The sequence below is a fragment of the Pseudomonas arabinosi genome (assembly GCF_047758675.1).
Lineage (GTDB): Bacteria > Pseudomonadota > Gammaproteobacteria > Pseudomonadales > Pseudomonadaceae > Aquipseudomonas > Aquipseudomonas arabinosi.
In genome coordinates, this window is sequence record NZ_CP180480.1 from 5,992,811 (window position 1) to 6,011,181 (window position 18,371).

The window sequence follows — 18,371 nt, forward strand, 5'->3', positions numbered from 1 at the left end:
CCCTGTGGGAGCGGGCTTGCTCGCGAAGGTGGTGTATCAGTCAAGCAAATGGTGACTGACACGACGCCTTCGCGAGCAAGCCCGCTCCCACATTTGATCGGTGGGTTACAGGAGGTTGTGTTCGGCCACCGGATCAATCTGCGCCCAATGCGAGGTGTCTTCGCGGTGAGCCTGCAAATACGGCAACACCGCCGCCAGCAATGGCGCCTTGAACGCTTCCTGGAAACGATGGGCCAAACCCGGAATCAGCTTCAACTGACTGCCGCGGATATGCGCCGCCAGATGTACGCCGTGCATCACCGGCAGCAACGGATCAGCAGTGCCGTGAACCACCAGCGTCGGTACGCGCAGTTGATTGAGCAACGACACACGACTGCGCTCGGCGAGGATTGCCATGATCTGGCGCTTCACGCCCTCAGGGTTGAACGCCCGGTCATAGGATTGCGCCGCCTGATGCAGCAACGTCTGCCGATCATCGCTCACCGTCGGGCTGCCCAGCGCCGCCAGCAAATCGGCTTGCTGCTCCAGCGCCACTTCGCGATTGGGCGCCCCACGGCGCGACAACAGTTGCACCAACGCCGCACTCGGCGCCGGCAAGCCTTCGGCCCCGGAACTGGTCATGATCAGGGTCAGGCTCTCGACCCGTTGCGGCGCCATCGCCGCCATGTGCTGGGCAATCATCCCGCCCATGCTCGCGCCCAGCACGTGGAATTGCTCGACGTGCAACGCATCCATCAAGCCAAAAGCATCGTCTGCCATATCGGTCAGGGTGTACGGCGCCGACACCGGTAAACCGAGTTTGTAGCGCAGCACTTCAAAGGTCAGGTTGGCATCGACGGGCGCTTGCCGCCAGGTCGAGAGCCCGACATCGCGATTGTCATAGCGAATCACCCGAAAGCCTTGCTGACACAGCGCGACCACCACCTCGTCCGGCCAGTGAATCAACTGCCCGCCAAGGCCCATCACCAGTAACAACGCAGGGTCCGACGCACGGCCGATGCTCTGGTACGCCAGGCTCACCTGTGCCAGATCGACCCGTTCGGTCGGAACATTGATATCGCAACGAGACGCCGCCAAGGACGGCAGGCCGAACAACAGCGCGGCCAGGAAAACCGCTGTGGAAAAAAATCGTGCACGCATGAAAAACACCGAAACGCAGAACTCCAGTAGAGCGCGAGTCTGATGAAGTTTGTTCAAGCGCGCTGCCACAGTTACGTGACAGTTTGATGAAGAGTGCTGAACGGTCATTTTCAAGACCGCGTTATCGTTCTTCGCGAGCAGGCTCGCTCCCACAGAATTGATGCCGTACACAACATCTGTGATAGCCCCTTCCCTGTGGGAGCGAGCTTGCTCCGGGCGGCGTTCCGACGATGGCGTCCGGAGAGACGCTACATCCGTTAAGCCAACTGACTCCGCAACTGCCGCGCCGCCGCCACCATGTTGACCAACGCCGCCTCAGTCTCCGGCCATGCCCGAGTCTTCAAGCCGCAATCCGGGTTCACCCACAACCGTTCTGCCGGAATGCGCTTCACGGCTTTGCTCATCAACTTGACCATCTCGGCCGTGTCCGGCACCCGTGGCGAGTGAATATCGTAGACGCCCGGGCCAATGTCGTTCGGGTAGTCGAACGCTTCGAAAGCCTCCAGCAACTCCATGTCCGAACGCGAGGTTTCGATGGTGATCACGTCGGCATCCATCGCCGCGATGGACTGGATCACGTCGTTGAATTCGCTGTAGCACATATGGGTGTGGATCTGGGTTTCATCACGCACACCGGAGGCGCTCAAGCGGAAAGCTTCCACCGCCCAATCGAGGTATTCCTGCCATTGCGCCCGACGCAGCGGCAAGCCTTCGCGGAAGGCGGCTTCGTCGATCTGCACGATCTTGATGCCGGCGTTTTCCAGGTCCACCACTTCGTCACGCAGGGCCAGAGCCAACTGCTGCGCCTGGATTTTGCGCGAGACATCTTCGCGCGGGAACGACCACATCAGCATGGTCACGGGACCGGTAAGCATGCCTTTCATGACCTTGTCGGTCAGGCTCTGGGCATACGTGATCCAGTCGACGGTCATGGCGTTCGGACGGCTCAGGTCGCCGTAGATGATCGCCGGTTTCACGCAGCGCGAACCGTAGCTCTGCACCCAGCCGAACCGGGTGAACAGGTAGCCGTCCAGTTGCTCGGCGAAGTACTCGACCATGTCGTTGCGTTCGGCTTCACCGTGCACCAACACGTCCAGCCCCAGGCGTTCCTGGACTTGCACGGCGTGACGGATTTCGCTGTGCATGGCGTCGGTGTAATCGTTGGCCGACAGCTTGCCTTGCTTGAACGCCTGGCGTGCCAGACGAATCGAACCGGTCTGCGGGAACGAACCGATGGTCGTGGTCGGGAATGCCGGCAGTTTCAACCGCGCACGCTGCTGCTCGATGCGTTTGGCGAACGGCGAGTGTCGTTGGCTGTCCTTGTCGCTGATGGCGTTTATCCGTGCCTGCACTTCGGCTTTGTGGATACGCGGCGACTCGGCGCGACTGGCCTGAATCGCACGGCTCTCGGCGAGGGCGGCTTGCACCTTGGGTGATTGCGGGTCGTTCAGGGCATCGCGCAGCACGGCGATTTCGCCACACTTCTGCACGGCAAACGCCAGCCAGCTTTTCAGTTCCGGATCGAGTTTGTCTTCGCGATCGAGGTCCACCGGGCTGTGCAGCAGCGAGCAGGAACTGCTGACCCACAGGTTGTCGCCAAAGCGTTCCTGGGCCGGCTGCAGTTGAGCGAGCACTTGCTCCAGTTCGCAGCGCCAGACGTTGCGACCGTTGACCAGGCCCACCGAGAGAATCTTGTAGGTCGGCAGACGATCCAGCACCTGGCCGAGTTGATCCGGGGCGCGCACGGCATCGATGTGCAGGCCTTGCACCGGCAGGCTGACCGCCAGGCCGAGGTTGTCTTCCAGGCCGCTGAAGTAGGTCGCCACCAGTTTTTTCAGCGGCGAGTACTGAAGGATGTGATAAGCGCGCTCGAAAGCGTTTTTCCAGGCCTGTGGCAGGTCGAGGGTCAGGATCGGCTCGTCGATCTGCACCCACTCCACGCCTTGGGCGGCGAGGCGACCGAGGATTTCGCCGTAGATCGGCAGCAGGCGTTCCAATAGGTCGAGTTTGTCGAAGTCATTGCCTTTGGCTTTGCCCAGCCACAGGTAAGTCAGTGGACCGATGATCACCGGTTTGACGTTGTGGCCGAGGGCCTTCGCCTCGTCGACTTCGTCGAACAACTGTTCCCAGCTCAGCTTGAACTGCTGGTCAGCGCTGAATTCCGGGACCAGGTAGTGGTAGTTGGTGTCGAACCACTTGGTGAGTTCCTGGGCGTATTGCGCTTTGCTGTGTTCGCCGCCGCAGCAGGCAGTCGTGGCGCCACGGGCCATGGCGAACAGGGTGTCGAGGGTCGGCAGGCCGCGCGAGTCCTTGGTGCTGTCGAAACGCTCGGGGATCACGCCGAAGGTCAAGGAATGGGTCAGGACCTGGTCGTACCAGGCGAAGTCGCCCACGGGCAGCAGGTCGATGCCGGCGTCTTTCTGCAATTGCCAGTGGGTGGCGCGCAATTGGCGGCCGACGCTTTTCAGCGCGTCCTGGTCCAGATCGCCCTTCCAGTAGGATTCGAGGGCTTTTTTCAGTTCGCGGTCCGCGCCGATGCGTGGAAAACCAAGTGTGTGGGCCAGAGCCATGGTGAATTTCTCCCTGTAAAAGATGGCGCTATTGTCGACACCCAACCCAACATGAGACAAACTCAACCTTTTCGTGTTGATCACAAGTTTTCCTCATGGAGCCCCCCGGTGCTTGAAATCCGTCACCTGAAGACCCTGCACGCCTTGCGCGAAGCCGATAGCCTGGTGGATGCGGCCGACCGCTTGCACCTGACGCAGTCGGCCCTGTCCCACCAGTTCAAGGAACTGGAGGAGCGCATGGGCATGCCGTTGTTCGTGCGCAAGACCAAACCGGTGCGTTTCACCAGTGCCGGTTTGCGTCTGTTGCAACTGGCCGACGCCACCCTGCCATTGCTGCGTGGCGCCGAGCGCGATATCGCGCGGCTGGCCGGCGGCACTGCCGGGCGTTTGCACATGGCGATCGAGTGTCACAGTTGCTTCCAGTGGCTGATGCCGACCATCGACCAGTTCCGCGATGCCTGGCCGGAAGTCGAACTGGACCTGGCCTCCGGGTTCTCCTTCGCCCCGCTGCCTGCGCTGGCCCGTGGCGATCTGGATCTGGTGGTGACCTCCGATCCGCTGGAACTGGCCGGGATCACTTACGTGCCGTTGTTCACCTATGAAGCGATGCTCGCGGTGGCCAATCAGCACCGTTTGGCGAGCAAGGCCTACATCGTCCCGGAAGATTTGCTCACCGAAACGCTGATCACCTACCCGGTGGAGCGTGATCGGCTGGACATCTTTACCCGTTTCCTGGAGCCGGCCGATATCGAACCGGCGCAGGTCCGCACGTCGGAACTGACGGTGATGATGATGCAATTGGTGGCCAGCGGCCGCGGCGTGTGCGGCATGCCCCATTGGGCGCTGCATGAATACAGCTCACGGGGTTATGTGAAGGCCAAGCGGCTGGGAGAGAAAGGTTTGTTTGCGACGCTGTACGCCGGGATTCGTGCCGACATGCTGGATGCGCCGTACATGCGCGATTTCCTGCTGACGGCCAAGGACACGTCGTTCTCGACACTCGACGGTGTCAGCGCCGTTCGCTGATCGATGTCAATGAAGGAACACGGAACAAATGTGGGAGCGGCGGTGCGACGATTCGACTTGCTCGCGAATGCGGTGTGTCAGCCAGCATCAATGTTTAATGTCAGACCGCTTTCGCGAGCAAGCCCGCTCCCACAGGGATTGCGGTGGATTTAGAGTTCGCGCCACATGTGGATTTTGTCGAAGTAGTCTTCGCCCACCCGTACCGCCAAAGGTTCAAGGCCAAACTGGATGAAGCCGCAACGCTGGTACAACTTGAACGCCGCGTCGTTGCCGGCGGTGACCGTCAGTTGGATCAGCCTCAGACCTTTATGGTCCTGCGCTTCAGCCAGGGCGGCCTGCACCAGGTGATAACCGACCCCGCGTTGCCGGACCTTGCCCGACACGTACATGCCAAACAATGTCGCCTTGTGCCGGGCCTTTTCCCGGGGTTCGAAGGCCAGCCCGACGATGCCCGCCAACTCACCCCCTTCGAACGCGCCGAATACCACGTCCAGCTTGCTGGTCAGGCGTGATTCCCACCAACTCAACGGCATCACGGCGCGTTCGCGCACGCTGGAGGTAAACGCCTGGGGATGCAGGTCATAGGCTTCGAGCATCAGCGCCCGATAATCCAGAGCATGACTGGCATCAAGCCGTTCAATCCACATGTTCAAGCCATCCGTCGTTGTTCCAGCATCAGTCGCACCGCCAGCGCCGACAGCACGAACCCCATGAAATAGCGCTGCACCGCCAGCCAGGACGGGTTGTTGACGAACCAGGAGGCGATGCCCGCAGCGAACAGCGCGATCAGCAGATTGACGATGAAACTGACGCTGATCTGGGTCAGACCCAGCGTGATGCTTTGAGTGAACACCGAGCCATGCTCAGGCGTGATGAACTGCGGAAACACCGACAGATAAAACACCGCAATTTTCGGGTTCAGCGCACTGGTGAGAAAACCCATGGTGATCAGTTTGCGCGACGAGTCCGGCGGCAACTGCTGCGCTTCGAACGGTGAACGCGCACCCGGCTTGACGGCTTGCCAGGCCAACCACATCAGGTACAGCGCACCGGCCCACTTCAGCACTTCGTAGGCCATCGGCACCGCCAGAAACACCGCGGTCAAACCGGCAGCAGCCGCGAACAGGTGCACGAAAAACCCCGCGACCACACCGAGCAACGAGGTCACACCGGCCTTGCGCCCCTGGCAGATCGAACGGGAGATCAGGTAAATCATGTTCGGCCCCGGCGTCAGCACCATCAGCAACGCGGCAGCGGCGAAAATCAGCAAGTCTTGAAGCGGGATCATAGGCAGTCCTTGCTCTTATGAAATCAGCACTAGGGAAATGATCAGGCGATCGTTAATGAGGCTCGATAAAACGGCAGGATCAGGTCCCGTGTCAATGGCGCCAGCGTGACATTGCCATCGGTGGTCGGGTCGATCCAGCGCACTTCTTCAATCTCCGCCGCAGGCGATACGTCTGAATTGATGGTCAGCTGAAAGAGTTCGGCCTGGACGACAAAACCCGGCTCATTGGCGGCCGGTGCCGAGAATTGCCCGAGATAAGTGGCGTGCGCCGGATCGATGACCATGCCCAATTCCTCTTCCAGTTCACGGGCCAGCGCGTGGACCGGTTGCTCATGGGCCTCGATCTTGCCCCCCGGCTGCATGAACGCTTCGGTGCCGCGCTTGCGGACCAACAGCGTGCGACCGTCCGGGCCGATCAACAGGGCGGCGGCGATGCGGATGAGACGGGGCGAAGCAGCGGATGAAAGGGTCATGGATCAGGATCGTCCTTGGGAAAAGGCGCAAGGATCACATGGCTCCGCTGCCTCGTCACGCCGAAAAAAATCTTCAAAGCACCACTGCCCCCTGTGGGAGTGAGCCTGCTCCGGGCGGCGTTCCGACGATAGCGGTTCAACATTCAACATCTATATTGACTGACACACCGCTATCGTCGGAACGCCGCCCGGAGCAGGCTCGCTCCCACAGGGGGTGTGCAGCGACTGGAACCTCTAACCTGCCTCGAGAATCGCGCCGTTCACTTCCTCCGGCACCTTCACAAAAATGCTGTATTTCGCGCCTTCCATAGCTTCGAAAGCGATCAACTTCTCCACCAGCGGCCCATTCAACACCTTGCCGGCATTGAGCAGCAGCATGCCGTTGTCGGCATTGAGGTTGCGCGCCAGGATCATGCCCGCCGCCACTTCCCGTGTGGTCATCACCTTGACCGACGGATCGGCCAACGAGACATCGCTCAAGTACGCGGCACAGACCTGGATGAAATCCTCCACCAACTCGGGATCGTAGAGTCGCCCGGCATAGCTGCGGATGTAGACCAGCGCTTCATCGCTGTTCATCTGCCGCTCGAGGATCAGCCCGCGTTGCAACTCGATGAAATCCACCGCCAGTTTCAGCAGCCGCGAACCTAGCGGAATCGCCTCGCCCTTGAGCCGGTCGGGGAAACCGCTGCCGTCCCAGCGCTCCTGATGATGAAGAATCAGACGGGCGGCGTCCTTCATCGGGTCGAGCGTCATCAACAGCGATTCACTCTGCTTGGGATAACCGCGATAGCGCTCCCGATCATTGTGGTGCAGCAGGTCCGCGGGCGCGGTCATCATGCTGTCGGTCCAGCTCAGCTTGCCGATGTTATAGAGCGCCGCCGCCATGGTCAGGTCGCGACTGGTGCCCTCGTCCAGGCCATGAAGTTTGCAGTAGACCCGCACCAGTTCGATGATCTGGCGGTTGGTCTGTTTGGCCGGCGGCAGGCGCAGGTTGGCCAGCAGCGAAAACACCTCGGTGCCGGTGACATAGCTGTGCTTGAGCTCTTCATAGGCCAGGTCGAGCATGTCGGCGGTCTGCTGGAGTTCGGCGGTGCGGGCGGCGACGTGTTTTTCCAGCGTGATGTTGAGCGACTTCAACTGATCGTTCTGCAGTCGGGTCAACTGCTCCAGGCGCTGGCGTTCGCGCTCGGAATGTTGATGAGCCAAAGCCTGGCGCAAGGTCAGGAGCATTTCCTCGTCATTCCAGGGTTTGCTGATGTAGCGGTGAATCTGCCCTTCGTTGATGGCTTTGATGATCGTCGGCATGTCCGCGTAGCCGGTGAGCAGAATCCGGGTGGTCGTCGGGTAAAGCTGATGGATGCGGGCCAGCAGCGTGGCGCCATCCATATTGGGCATGCGTGCGTCGGTCATCACCAGATCGATGGACTGTTGCTCCATGATCTCCAGCGCCTGGGCACCGCTGGAGGCCAGCAGCACCTCGTAGGGCTGGCCGCGTAACAGGCGACGCAGGCTGTTGAGGATTGACTCCTCGTCATCGACCAGCAGCACCTTGGGTTTATCGTTCAAAGTCGTGGGGAGTTGCTCTTCCATGGCGTCACCTCAAGTGAAACGGGCACATCGTTGTGGCAGGCCCCGAGGCAAACATCCCCTATTGCCGGAGCCTGACCTACAGGCTAGATGATTTTCAGCCCGCCAACGGAAATGATTCAGCTCATTGAGTTGCGCGAAGTGCGGGACAGACGACTATGCTCAGCTGACTCGGATCCATAATCTGTACGTTCGGCCAGGTGATCAGGGAAAGGAAGCCCCCTATGAGAACACCGCATCAAACTGCTGCCGGAACTGGCGTATGTCGATAAATACGCTGCTGGCGCGGACCAACCGACGGATTCTTATCGTCGACGACACCGCCTCGATTCATGCGGACTTCGCCAAGATCCTCAGTCCGCCATCGATCGATGACGACAGCCTGATCAGCGCCGAAAATGCCCTGTTCGGCACCCCCGCGGCGCTATCGCTGCAAAGCTTCGTACTCGACTCGGCGTTTCAGGGCCTCGAAGCCCTGGACAAGGTCGAAACGGCGCTGGCCAACGACATGCCCTTTGCGATGGCCTTCATTGACATGCGCATGCCGCCGGGCTGGGACGGGCTGGAAACCATCGAACGGCTGTGGCAGGTCGATCCCAAGCTGCAAGTGGCGCTTTGCACCGCTTATTCCGACTACTCCTGGGAAGACATCGACGAACGCCTGGAACTGGGCGATCGCCTGCTGATTCTCAAAAAGCCCTTCGATGCCATCGAAATCCGCCAGATGGCCAGCGCATTGACGGCCAAGTGGCAAATGACCGAAGACGCAGAGCTGAAGATGTCGCTGCTCGAACAGGCAGTCGAAGAACGCACCCGCGAGCTGTCCGATGCCAACATCATTGTGCAGAACAGCCCGACCATTCTGTACCGACTGCAGGGCGAACCGTCGTTTCCACTGATGTACATCTCGCACAACATCACCAAATACGGTCATGTCGCGGCGAAACTGGTGGCCTCGGCCAACTGGGCCCAGGAACTGATCCATCCCGATGATCAAACCAAGGTCGACACCGCCATGGCCCGGGTGCTGGACCGTCATGCGGCAGGCGCTTCCATCGAATTCCGGATGCGCACTGGCGAAGGGGCCTGGCGCTGGGTCGAAAACCGCTACATCCCGGTGCGCGACGATGAAGGCCGGTTGCTGGAAGTCGAAGGCATCATCATCGACATCACCGAACGCAAACTGGCCGAAGAGAAAATCGCCCTGCTGGCCCGCACCGACGGACTGACCGGGCTAGCCAACCGCGCGACGCTGATCGAGCGGTTGCACCAAGCATTCGCCGCTGCTCGTCGCGGGGCGGCACCGTTCGCCATGTTTTACCTGGACCTGGATCACTTCAAACGCATCAACGACACCCTCGGCCATCCGGTGGGCGACCTGTTGCTGCAAGAGGTTGCACGCCGGATCAAGGCCTGTGTGCGCGAAAACGATGTGGTGGCCCGCCTCGGCGGTGACGAGTTCGCGATCTTGCAGCTGGACGTCGGCGACCCGACCCAATCCGCGGCCCTGGCCGCCAAGATCCGCGATACGTTGGTGCTGCCCTATTCCCTGGCCGGCAATGATGTGCGGGTCTCGGTGAGTATCGGCATCAGCAGCTACACCCCGGAAAGCACCAGCGCCGACGGCCTGCTGACCCAGGCCGACATGGCGCTGTATCGCTCCAAGGAAAAGGGCCGCAACCAGTACCACTTCCACTCCGAGGAGATCAATCAGGAGGTGGTCGAACGCATGACCATCGCCAGCGACTTGAGAGCGGCCATCGAACACGAAGAACTCGAACTGCATTACTGGCCGGAAGTGGACCTGAGCAGCGGCAAAATCCTCGGCATGGAAGCTCAGGTCAGCTGGAACCACCCTGAGCGCGGTTTACTGGAAGCCCCGGCGTTCCTGCCCGCCGCGGAAAAAACCGGCACCATCGTCGCGCTCGGTCACTGGGTGCTGGATCGCGCCTGCCAGCAGATGCGCCAATGGCGCGACGAAGGCATGGCGCCGCCGGTGATTGCGATCAAACTGTCCCTGGCCCAACTCAAGAGCGGTCCCGAACTGATCTATGACGTGCTGCGTACCACCGCACGCTGGGAACTCTGCCCTTGGGACCTGCGCTTCGACGTCACTGAAGCGACGCTGGCCCAGACCAAATGGACCCACAACGATGTGCTGCCGCGCCTGCGTGAGCTGGGGGTGAAGATCGCCATCGACGACTTCGGCACCGAGTATTCCTCGTTCGACTACCTCAAGACCTACCAGGTCAATCACCTGAAACTCGCACAGGCCTTCATCGACACCGCCGCCCGCGATCCGGTCAGCGCGAACACCCTGCGCGCCATCATCAACTTCGCCCGTGAAGTCGGGATCGGCATCATTGCCGAGGGCGTCGAAACCCAGGAGCAGCGCAGCTCGCTGATGGCCACCGGTTCACCGATGAACGCCCAGGGTTACTTCTTCAGCAAAGCGGTCAGCAGCCAGCAGGCTGCCGAGCTGCTGAAGGCCGGCAGCATCGTGCCCCCGAACCACGACATCGGGCCGATCCTGGACAACCCGCCACGCTTCACGGAGGACAAAGGATGAAATCGCCTTTCGTGCGGACCAACCGGCGCATCCTGATCATCGACGACACGCCCTCGATTCATGAGGATTTTCGCAAGATTCTTGGCCCTGAGATCGAAGGCGAAGAGCCCGGAGGCGAACAGACCCTCGCCGGTACTGAAGAAGCCCTGTTCGGCACCGTGCAGCTTGATCGGCTGACGTTCCAGCTCGACTCGGCCTATCAGGGTCAGGAAGCCCTCGAACTGGTCTCGCGCGCACTGGCCGAAGGTCGCCCCTATGCCATGGCGTTCACCGACATGCGCATGCCACCAGGCTGGGACGGCCTGGAAACCATCGAACAACTGTGGAAGGCCGATCCTCACCTGCAAATCGCGTTGTGCACGGCCTATTCCGATTACACCTGGGAAGACATGGCCGAACGGCTGGAGTTCGGCGACCAGTTGCTGGTGCTGAAAAAACCTTTCGACAGCCTGGAAATCCGCCAGATGGCCAGTGCCCTGACCTGGAAATGGCAGATGGCGCAGGACGCGGCGATGAAGGTCCTGAGCCTGGAGCAAACCATCGAGGCGCGGGTCCACGAATTGCTCAAGGTGTCGCACCTGTTGCAGTACGACGTACTGACCGAGCTGCCCAACAGCACATTGCTCGGTGACCGGTTGAACCAGTCGCTGGCCCTGTCCCGGCGCCATGACAAACAACTGGCCGTGATGTTTCTGGGCCTCGATCGCTTCAAGCGCATCAACAATGCCTTGGGCCATCCGGCCGGTGACGAAATGCTCAAACAGGTCGGGCGCAATCTGGTAGCGACAGTGCGCGAGTCCGACTCGGTGTTCCGTTACGGTTCCGATGAATTCGTGGTGATCCTCGCCGATGTCCGCCATCCCCAGCAGACCAAGGGCATCGCCGAAAAACTCTTGAACGCCATCCGCGCGCCCCAACACATTGCCGGCCACGACCTGAGCGTGACCGCCAGCCTGGGCATCAGCATTTACCCGGACGACGGCTTCGATGCCATCGCGCTGATCAAGAAAGCCGAAACCGCGATGCGCAACGTCAAGGAAAGCGGCCCGAACGATTTCAGATTTTTCATCGACGAGATGAACCAGCGCGCCCGGGATCAGCAAAGCATCGAGAGCGGCATTCGCCTGGCGCTGGAGCGCAACGAATTTGTCCTGCATTACCAGCCCAAACTGGACCTGGGCAGTGGCCAGGTGGTCGGGGCCGAGGCGTTGATTCGCTGGCAAAAACCGGGGCACGGCCTGGTCTACCCCTCAGAGTTCATCAGTGTGGCCGAAGACAGCGGTTTGATCGTGCCGTTGAGCAAATGGGTGCTGGCTGAGGCGTGTCGACAAGCCTGCGCCTGGCAGGCCGCGGGGCTGCCGAAGATCTGTATGTCGGTGAACATGTCGGCCATCGATTTCCGTCAGCGGGACTTTGTTGACGGCATCGAACTGACACTCAAACAAACAGGTTTGGAACCGGCCTTGCTGGAGCTCGAAATCACCGAAGGCGTGTTGATGCAGAACATCGAAACCACGGTGAACGCCCTGACCCGGCTCAAGGTGATGGGCGTGCGACTGGCCATCGATGACTTCGGTACCGGTTATTCCAGCCTGAGCTACTTGCGGCGTTTTCCCATCGACGTGCTGAAAATCGACCAGTCGTTCATTCGCGGTTTAAGCAGCGACAGCAATGACGCCGCGCTGGTCAGCGCCATCATCAGCCTGGGCCGGAGCCTCAAGCTGACCATCATTGCCGAAGGGGTGGAAACCCTCGAACAACTGGATTTCCTCAAGGCCCATCAATGCGAGGAAGGCCAGGGTTTCTACTTCAGCAAAGCCGTGGAGCCGGACGCTTTCGTCCGGTATCTGGGGTCAGTGAAGCCCTCTTCATCCGCAGCCACGTGAACGATGCGCAACGACACACAGGCCCCAAGCCAAGGAATTATCAGATGTCGCCTTCCTTTCACCGTCTGCTATTGGCGCCGTTGTTCGGGTTCTGCCTGAGCGCCAGCGCCGCGCCGCTGGATGAACCGCTCAAACCATTGCCGGCGGTGCCCCAGCAGAATCCGCTGAAGGTAGAACTCGGTCGCCAGTTGTTCAACGAGACACGCTTGTCGGTTAACGGCAGTCTGTCCTGCGCCAGTTGCCATCGACTGGAAAACGGCGGTGCCGACAACAAGGCGTTTTCCATCGGGTTCAACGGCGCTCCAGTGACGATCAACACCCCCAGCGTGTTCAACTCCAGTTTGAATTTCCGGCAGTTCTGGAACGGCCGCGCCGACACCCTGGAAACACAAGTCCACGGCGTGGTGCAGAGCCCCAGTGAAATGGGCAGTAACTGGGAGCATGTGGTGGAGGTGTTGACAGCCGAACCGGCTTATCAGGCGTCGTTCGCCAACGCCTACCCGGACGGCGTGACCATGGACAATGTGCAGAATGCCCTGGCCACCTATGAACGCACGCTGATCAGTGCCAATTCGCGTTTCGACCAATACCTGATGGGCGATACCGACATTCTCACCCGAGACGAAAAGTACGGTTACCAACGCTTCAAGGAGTACGGCTGCATCGCCTGCCACCAAGGGGTGAACATCGGCGGCAACATGTACCAGAAGTTCGGGGTCATGGGCGACTACTTCCAGAAACGTGGCAACCCTACCGAAGCCGACCTGGGCCGCTATCTGGTCACCAAGGACGAAGAGGACCGCAACGTATTCAAGGTCCCGAGCCTGCGCAACGTCGCCGTGACAGCACCGTACTTTCACGACGGCTCGGCCAAGACTCTCGAAGACGCGGTGGACGTGATGTTCACGTTCCAGCTCGGGCGTGTTCCTTCCGCCGAGGACAAAACCCTGATTATCAAGTTCCTCAAAACCCTGACCGGTGAATGGGAAGGCAAGCCCTTATGAAAACATCCAACCGCCGCAACCTGGCGTTGCTCAGCGTCGTAGCCGTGTTGCTGGCTTCGTTGCTGCTGTTCCTGTACCTCAAGTCCAGCTCGAACCAGACGACGACCTACGCCGAATCCCGGGACTTGATCGGCCAGATCAAGCAGCTAAACGCACAATGGGAAACCGAGATCCTCAAGGCCAGGATCGCCATCAGTCACAACTACGATCCGTTGGTCGCACCGCTGACCGAGATGACGAACCTGTGGGAGCGGTTCGACACGATGGAGTCGAACCACGGCCGCGCAGAATCGCCTGCCTGGCGCGCCAGCCATGATGCCTACCTGACCGCCATTCAGGAAAAGACCCGCTTGGTGGAGCAGTTCAAGTCTCACAACGCCGTGCTGCGCAACTCGCTGGCGTTCCTGCCCACCGCCGAGGACGACATTCAGGAACAACTGGCCCGGTTGGTGGATGAGGACCAACTGCAACTTCAGAACATCGCCACCGACACGTATGACTTGCTGCTCAGCAGCCTGGAGTTCGCTCAGGTCACCTCCGCTGACAAGGCCGCCGACATCCTGCTCGGGATAAACAAACTGGGGGTGAACAAACTGCGACTGCCGGAGGCGTTCCACAGCCCGATCGATATTCTGAGCAACCACATCGCGCTGATTCTGCGCGAACAACCCGTGGTCAATCGGTTGCTGGAAAACATCGAAGCCGTTCCCGTGGCGGAACGCCTGGACGACATTACCAACCTGCTCAACTCCGACCAGCAGCGGACCGATGCGGTCGACCAGCGCTATCACTTCTACATGCTGTTGTTTTCAGTGCTGCTGGTGTTGCTGCTGGTGTACCTGGCGATTCACCTGATGCGCAGTTTCACGGTGATCAATCGCGTCAACAAAGCCCTGCAAACCGCCAATGACGACCTGGAAGTGCGGGTTGAAGAGCGCACCCGCGAACTCAAGGATACCCAGAGCGAACTGCTCGACACCGCGCGTCAGGCCGGCATGGCCGAGATCGCCACCAATGTGCTGCACAACGTCGGCAACGTGCTCAACAGCGTGAACATTTCGGCCGACCTGGTGACCCGCAAACTGCGCGCCAGTAAAGCGCAGGGCCTGGGCAAGGCCATGCAGCTGATCAACGAACATCCAGGCGACCTCGGCACCTTTCTGACCGAGGACGCAAAAGGCAAGTTGCTACCGGGTTACCTGAATCAACTGGTGGACGCGATAGCCCTGGAACAACAAGGCATGACCGACGAACTGGCCCAGTTGACCAAAAGCGTGGACCACATCAAGGACATCGTCGCCACCCAGCAATCCTACGCGGGCGCCAACAGCCTGATGGAACCGCTGCACATCAGCGAATTGCTGGAAGACGCCCTGCGCATGAACTCCGGCGCACTGACCCGGCACCACGTCCAGGTGGTCAAGGAGTACAGCGACGTGCCGCAGGTCATGGGCGATAAACACCGGTTGCTGCTGATCCTGATCAACCTGATCAGCAATGCCAAATACGCCATGTCCGACCTCAGCAATCGCCCGCGACAAATGACGCTGGGGGTCAAAATTGTCGAAGACAAGACCCTGCAAGTCAGCGTCAAGGACGACGGCGAAGGCATCGCCGAGGAAAACATGACGCGCATCTTTGCCCACGGGTTTACTACCCGCAAGGAAGGCCACGGCTTCGGCCTGCACAGCTGCGCCCTGGCCGCCATCGAAATGAATGGCCACCTCACCGCCCATAGCGACGGACCGGGCAAAGGGGCGATGTTCACGTTGCAGATCCCGCTGAAAACCGTACCGGAGGAAGCATGAGCAAGCTTTCGAACCGACGCATCCTGCTGATCGATGACACGCCGTCCATTCACGTGGATTTCCGCAAGATTCTCATACCCATGGCGGAGCAGACCGTTGAACTGGATGAGATGGAGGCCGCGCTGTTTGGCAGCGAAGTGAAATCAGCCAGTGCACTGTTCGAGCTGGACTCGGCCTATGGCGGCCAGGAAGGCCTGGGAAAACTTGACGAAGCCTTGCAGGAAAACCACCCCTACGCCCTGGCCTTCGTCGACATGCGCATGCCCGAGGGTTGGGACGGTGCGCAGACCATCGAACATTTGTGGCAAGCCGACCCGCGCCTGCAAGTGGTGGTGTGCACCGCCTATTCCGACTATTCCTGGGATGAACTGCTCGATCGATTGAGGGCCCATGATCGACTGTTGATCCTGAAAAAGCCGTTCGACAACATTGAAGTCCAGCAGATGGCCAACACCCTGTTGACCAAATGGGACATGACTGAACGGGCCAGCGTGCAGATGGACCATTTAGGGCAAATGGTCGAGCGCCGAACCCGGCAGCTCACAGACGCCAGCGTGGAGTTGCAGCGGGAAATCGACGAACGCAAACAGCTTGAAACCCAATTGGTGCAATCGGAAAAACTCGCCTCTCTGGGCCAATTGGCGGCTGGCGTCGCGCATGAAATCAACAACCCCATCGGCTTCATTTCCTCCAACCTCGGCACCCTGGATGGCTATTTCAAACAACTGCAGGAAATGCTCGACGCCTATCGGGATGCGGAAGAGGCGATCGGCTCCAGCGAGCTCATTGAGCATTTGCACCAACTGCGCGAACGGGTCGAGCTGGAGTTCCTGCGCGAGGACATCCCACTGCTGATCAAGGAGTCCAAGGACGGCATCAACCGGGTCGGGCAAATCGTCAAGGACCTGAAGGACTTCTCCCGGGTGGACTCCAATCAGGAATGGCAGTGGGCCAATCTGCAACAGGGCATCGAATCGACCTTGAACATTGTCGCCAACGAACTCAAGTACAAGGCCGATGTGCTCAAGGAATATCAAGACCTGCCCGACATCGAATGCCTGCCTTCGCAAATCAATCAGGTGATCATGAACCTGATCGTCAACGCCTCTCAGGCCATCGGCCCAGAGCGCGGCACCATCACCTTGCGCACCGGGCTTGAAGCGCAAACGGTATGGATCGAAGTCGCAGACACCGGCGCCGGCATTGCGCCGGACAGCCTGCAAAAAATCTTCGACCCGTTCTTCACCACCAAACCGGTGGGTCAGGGGACAGGGCTGGGGCTGTCCCTGTCCTATGGCATCGTGAAAAAACATCGGGGGGATATTACGGTGCGCAGCGAGGTTGGCGTGGGGACCACCTTCAGGGTTGAGCTACCGGTGCATCAAACAAAACTAGCCGCTTGAACACAATTCAAACTGTGGGAGCGGGCTTGCTCGCGAAGGGGCCATGTCAGTCAACATTGATAGTGACTGACACACCGCCTTCGCGAGCAAGCCCGCTCCCACAAGGTTCTTCACCGGTCCGGACGTTATGCGGCTTCCTGGAAATCCATCTCCGGCGGCTGGCGACGGAAGCCGCCGGTCAGCACCGCCAGGTACACCACGCCAATCGCCAGCCAGCTCAGCCCCAGATAGATCGCCAGGTGATCGAGGCTGACCATCAGCCACAGATCCGCCGCCAGACCGATAAACGGGAACAGCAAGAACAACACGAATTCACGCAGCCCTTTGTGCTCACCGCCAATCCAGTAGTGAAAGATCACCGACAGGTTCACCAGACTGAACGCCAGGAACGCGCCGAAGTTGATGAACGAGGTTGAGGTGGTGACGTCCAGTTTCAGTGCCAGCAACGCGACCACGGCGCACAGCAGGATGCTGTTGACCGGCGTGCCAAAGCGTTCGTGCAAGGTGCCGAAGAACGATTTTGGCAGCACGCCATCGCGGCCCATGGCGAACAACAGCCGCGAGCCGCTGGCCTGCGCCGACAGGCCCGACGCGAACTGGCCGACAATCAGGCCGATCAGGAAGATCGAGACGAACAGGTCACCACCAATGTTGCGGGCAATTTCATAGGCCGCCGAGTCGACGCTGTCGAACTGAAACGACGGATGCGCGATCTGCACGAAGTACGACACACCGACAAAGATCAGCCCGCCGATCAGGGTGATCAGCATGATCGCTCGCGGGATGGTGCGGCGCGGGTCGCGGGTTTCTTCGGTCAGGGTGCTGACCGCGTCGAACCCGAGGAATGAATAACAGGCGATGGCAGCACCGCTCATGATCAGCGGCATCTGCATGTCACCGTTGAAGAACGGTTTGACCGACCATAACGGCGTGCTCGCATCGCCACCGACGTAATGAACACACAGCGCAACGAAGGCGATCAGCACCAGGAACTGCACCAGCATCAGTAACGCGTTGATGCCGTTGGCCAGTTTCAGACCGACGATGTTGATCGCACTGGTGATGCCGATAAACGCCAGCACCCAGATCCACTGCGGCACGGCCGGGAACGCGGAGTTGAGGTAGGCTGCACCGATCAACCAGATCGCCATCGGCAGGAACAGGTAGTCGAGCAGCACGGCCCAACCGGCAATGAAACCGAGTTTTGGGCTGATCGCCTTGCGGACATAGCTATAGGCCGAGCCAGCGACGGGAAACGCCGAGGCCATTCGGCCGTAACTCATGGCGGTGAAAAACATCGCCACCAGCGCCGCCAGATAAGCGGCCGGGACCATGCCGGCGGTGGATTGAGCAAGGATGCCAAAAGTGCCGAGCACGATGATCGGCGTCATGTAGGCGATGCCGAACAGCACCACCGAACCCAATGACAGGGTGCGTTGCAAACGAGCCATGAGCGACTACTCCGAATTTATTAGATTTATGGCAGAGCCGAGTTCGGCGCTAAATTTCGGGGGTTACTTTGTTGTTTTGGGTGATCGGTCAAACAGATGTGTCGCTTGTTCGGGCCTCATCGCGAGCAAGCTCGCTCCCACATTTGATTTTTGTCGTACACAA

The 18,371-nt window shown here is 59.9% G+C and carries 13 protein-coding genes and 1 pseudogene; 7 read left to right on the top strand and 7 right to left on the bottom strand.

The features are described 5' to 3' along the window. Positions 1-105: 105 nt before the first annotated feature. Positions 106-1,140, bottom strand: a complete 1,035-nt coding sequence (locus ACMXYJ_RS27915) for an alpha/beta fold hydrolase (RefSeq protein ID WP_415757727.1) — start codon at positions 1,138-1,140, stop codon at positions 106-108. A gap of 257 nt (positions 1,141-1,397) precedes the next feature. Next, positions 1,398-3,710, bottom strand: a complete 2,313-nt coding sequence (gene metE / locus ACMXYJ_RS27920) for a 5-methyltetrahydropteroyltriglutamate--homocysteine S-methyltransferase (RefSeq protein ID WP_415757728.1) — start codon at positions 3,708-3,710, stop codon at positions 1,398-1,400. A gap of 108 nt (positions 3,711-3,818) precedes the next feature. On the opposite strand from metE, the gene metR reads away from it, so the two are divergent. Then, complete coding sequence (gene metR / locus ACMXYJ_RS27925) at positions 3,819-4,736, top strand: transcriptional regulator MetR (RefSeq protein ID WP_008155262.1); 918 nt, start codon at positions 3,819-3,821, stop codon at positions 4,734-4,736. Positions 4,737-4,885: 149 nt separating this feature from the next. On the opposite strand, the gene ACMXYJ_RS27930 is transcribed toward metR, so the two are convergent. The 4 genes from ACMXYJ_RS27930 to ACMXYJ_RS27945 all read right to left on the bottom strand — a co-directional run bounded on the left by ACMXYJ_RS27930 (position 4,886) and on the right by ACMXYJ_RS27945 (position 8,090). Beyond that, positions 4,886-5,383 (bottom strand): GNAT family N-acetyltransferase, encoded by a 498-nt coding sequence (locus tag ACMXYJ_RS27930; RefSeq protein WP_415757729.1) that lies wholly within the window; start codon positions 5,381-5,383, stop codon positions 4,886-4,888. Between the two features lie 2 nt (positions 5,384-5,385). Next, positions 5,386-6,024: a LysE family translocator gene (locus ACMXYJ_RS27935; RefSeq protein WP_415757730.1), complete on the bottom strand. Its 639-nt coding sequence runs from the start codon at positions 6,022-6,024 to the stop codon at positions 5,386-5,388. Positions 6,025-6,065: 41 nt separating this feature from the next. After that, entirely contained in the window at positions 6,066-6,497 is a 432-nt protein-coding gene (locus ACMXYJ_RS27940; RefSeq protein ID WP_415757731.1) for an NUDIX hydrolase, read from the bottom strand. A gap of 234 nt (positions 6,498-6,731) precedes the next feature. After that, entirely contained in the window at positions 6,732-8,090 is a 1,359-nt protein-coding gene (locus tag ACMXYJ_RS27945; RefSeq protein WP_415757732.1) for an HD domain-containing phosphohydrolase, read from the bottom strand. A gap of 259 nt (positions 8,091-8,349) precedes the next feature. On the opposite strand from ACMXYJ_RS27945, the gene ACMXYJ_RS27950 reads away from it, so the two are divergent. The 6 genes and pseudogenes from ACMXYJ_RS27950 to ACMXYJ_RS27975 all read left to right on the top strand — a co-directional run bounded on the left by ACMXYJ_RS27950 (position 8,350) and on the right by ACMXYJ_RS27975 (position 16,757). Further along, positions 8,350-10,656: a GGDEF/EAL domain-containing response regulator gene (locus tag ACMXYJ_RS27950; protein ID WP_415757733.1), complete on the top strand. Its 2,307-nt coding sequence runs from the start codon at positions 8,350-8,352 to the stop codon at positions 10,654-10,656. Then, positions 10,653-12,542, top strand: a complete 1,890-nt coding sequence (locus ACMXYJ_RS27955; protein ID WP_415757734.1) for a putative bifunctional diguanylate cyclase/phosphodiesterase — start codon at positions 10,653-10,655, stop codon at positions 12,540-12,542. Before ACMXYJ_RS27950 ends, ACMXYJ_RS27955 begins: the two co-directional genes overlap by 4 nt. Before the next feature lie 44 nt (positions 12,543-12,586). Then, on the top strand, positions 12,587-13,546 hold the full coding sequence (locus tag ACMXYJ_RS27960; protein WP_415757735.1) for a cytochrome-c peroxidase: 960 nt from the start codon (positions 12,587-12,589) through the stop codon (positions 13,544-13,546). Beyond that, positions 13,543-15,354: a DAHL domain-containing protein gene (locus tag ACMXYJ_RS27965; RefSeq protein WP_415757736.1), complete on the top strand. Its 1,812-nt coding sequence runs from the start codon at positions 13,543-13,545 to the stop codon at positions 15,352-15,354. The genes ACMXYJ_RS27960 and ACMXYJ_RS27965 overlap by 4 nt, the downstream gene beginning before the upstream one ends. A gap of 590 nt (positions 15,355-15,944) precedes the next feature. After that, positions 15,945-16,031 (top strand): annotated as a pseudogene (locus tag ACMXYJ_RS27970) (hypothetical protein); the annotation flags it as partial. Between the two features lie 408 nt (positions 16,032-16,439). Continuing rightward, entirely contained in the window at positions 16,440-16,757 is a 318-nt protein-coding gene (locus ACMXYJ_RS27975; RefSeq protein ID WP_415760819.1) for a sensor histidine kinase, read from the top strand. Between the two features lie 125 nt (positions 16,758-16,882). Here the strand turns inward: ACMXYJ_RS27975 and ACMXYJ_RS27980 are convergent, their stop codons facing one another. Beyond that, positions 16,883-18,208, bottom strand: a complete 1,326-nt coding sequence (locus tag ACMXYJ_RS27980; RefSeq protein ID WP_415757737.1) for an APC family permease — start codon at positions 18,206-18,208, stop codon at positions 16,883-16,885. Positions 18,209-18,371: the final 163 nt, after the last annotated feature.

Coding starts and splice junctions, on each gene's coding strand:
- ACMXYJ_RS27915 (WP_415757727.1), bottom strand. CDS start 1,140: ATGCGTGCACGATTTTTTTCCACAGCGGTTTTCCTGGCCGCGCTGTTG.
- metE (WP_415757728.1), bottom strand. CDS start 3,710: ATGGCTCTGGCCCACACACTTGGTTTTCCACGCATCGGCGCGGACCGC.
- ACMXYJ_RS27930 (WP_415757729.1), bottom strand. CDS start 5,383: ATGTGGATTGAACGGCTTGATGCCAGTCATGCTCTGGATTATCGGGCG.
- ACMXYJ_RS27935 (WP_415757730.1), bottom strand. CDS start 6,024: ATGATCCCGCTTCAAGACTTGCTGATTTTCGCCGCTGCCGCGTTGCTG.
- ACMXYJ_RS27940 (WP_415757731.1), bottom strand. CDS start 6,497: ATGACCCTTTCATCCGCTGCTTCGCCCCGTCTCATCCGCATCGCCGCC.
- ACMXYJ_RS27945 (WP_415757732.1), bottom strand. CDS start 8,090: ATGGAAGAGCAACTCCCCACGACTTTGAACGATAAACCCAAGGTGCTG.
- ACMXYJ_RS27950 (WP_415757733.1), top strand. CDS start 8,350: ATGTCGATAAATACGCTGCTGGCGCGGACCAACCGACGGATTCTTATC.
- ACMXYJ_RS27955 (WP_415757734.1), top strand. CDS start 10,653: ATGAAATCGCCTTTCGTGCGGACCAACCGGCGCATCCTGATCATCGAC.
- ACMXYJ_RS27960 (WP_415757735.1), top strand. CDS start 12,587: ATGTCGCCTTCCTTTCACCGTCTGCTATTGGCGCCGTTGTTCGGGTTC.
- ACMXYJ_RS27965 (WP_415757736.1), top strand. CDS start 13,543: ATGAAAACATCCAACCGCCGCAACCTGGCGTTGCTCAGCGTCGTAGCC.
- ACMXYJ_RS27975 (WP_415760819.1), top strand. CDS start 16,440: ATGAACCTGATCGTCAACGCCTCTCAGGCCATCGGCCCAGAGCGCGGC.
- ACMXYJ_RS27980 (WP_415757737.1), bottom strand. CDS start 18,208: ATGGCTCGTTTGCAACGCACCCTGTCATTGGGTTCGGTGGTGCTGTTC.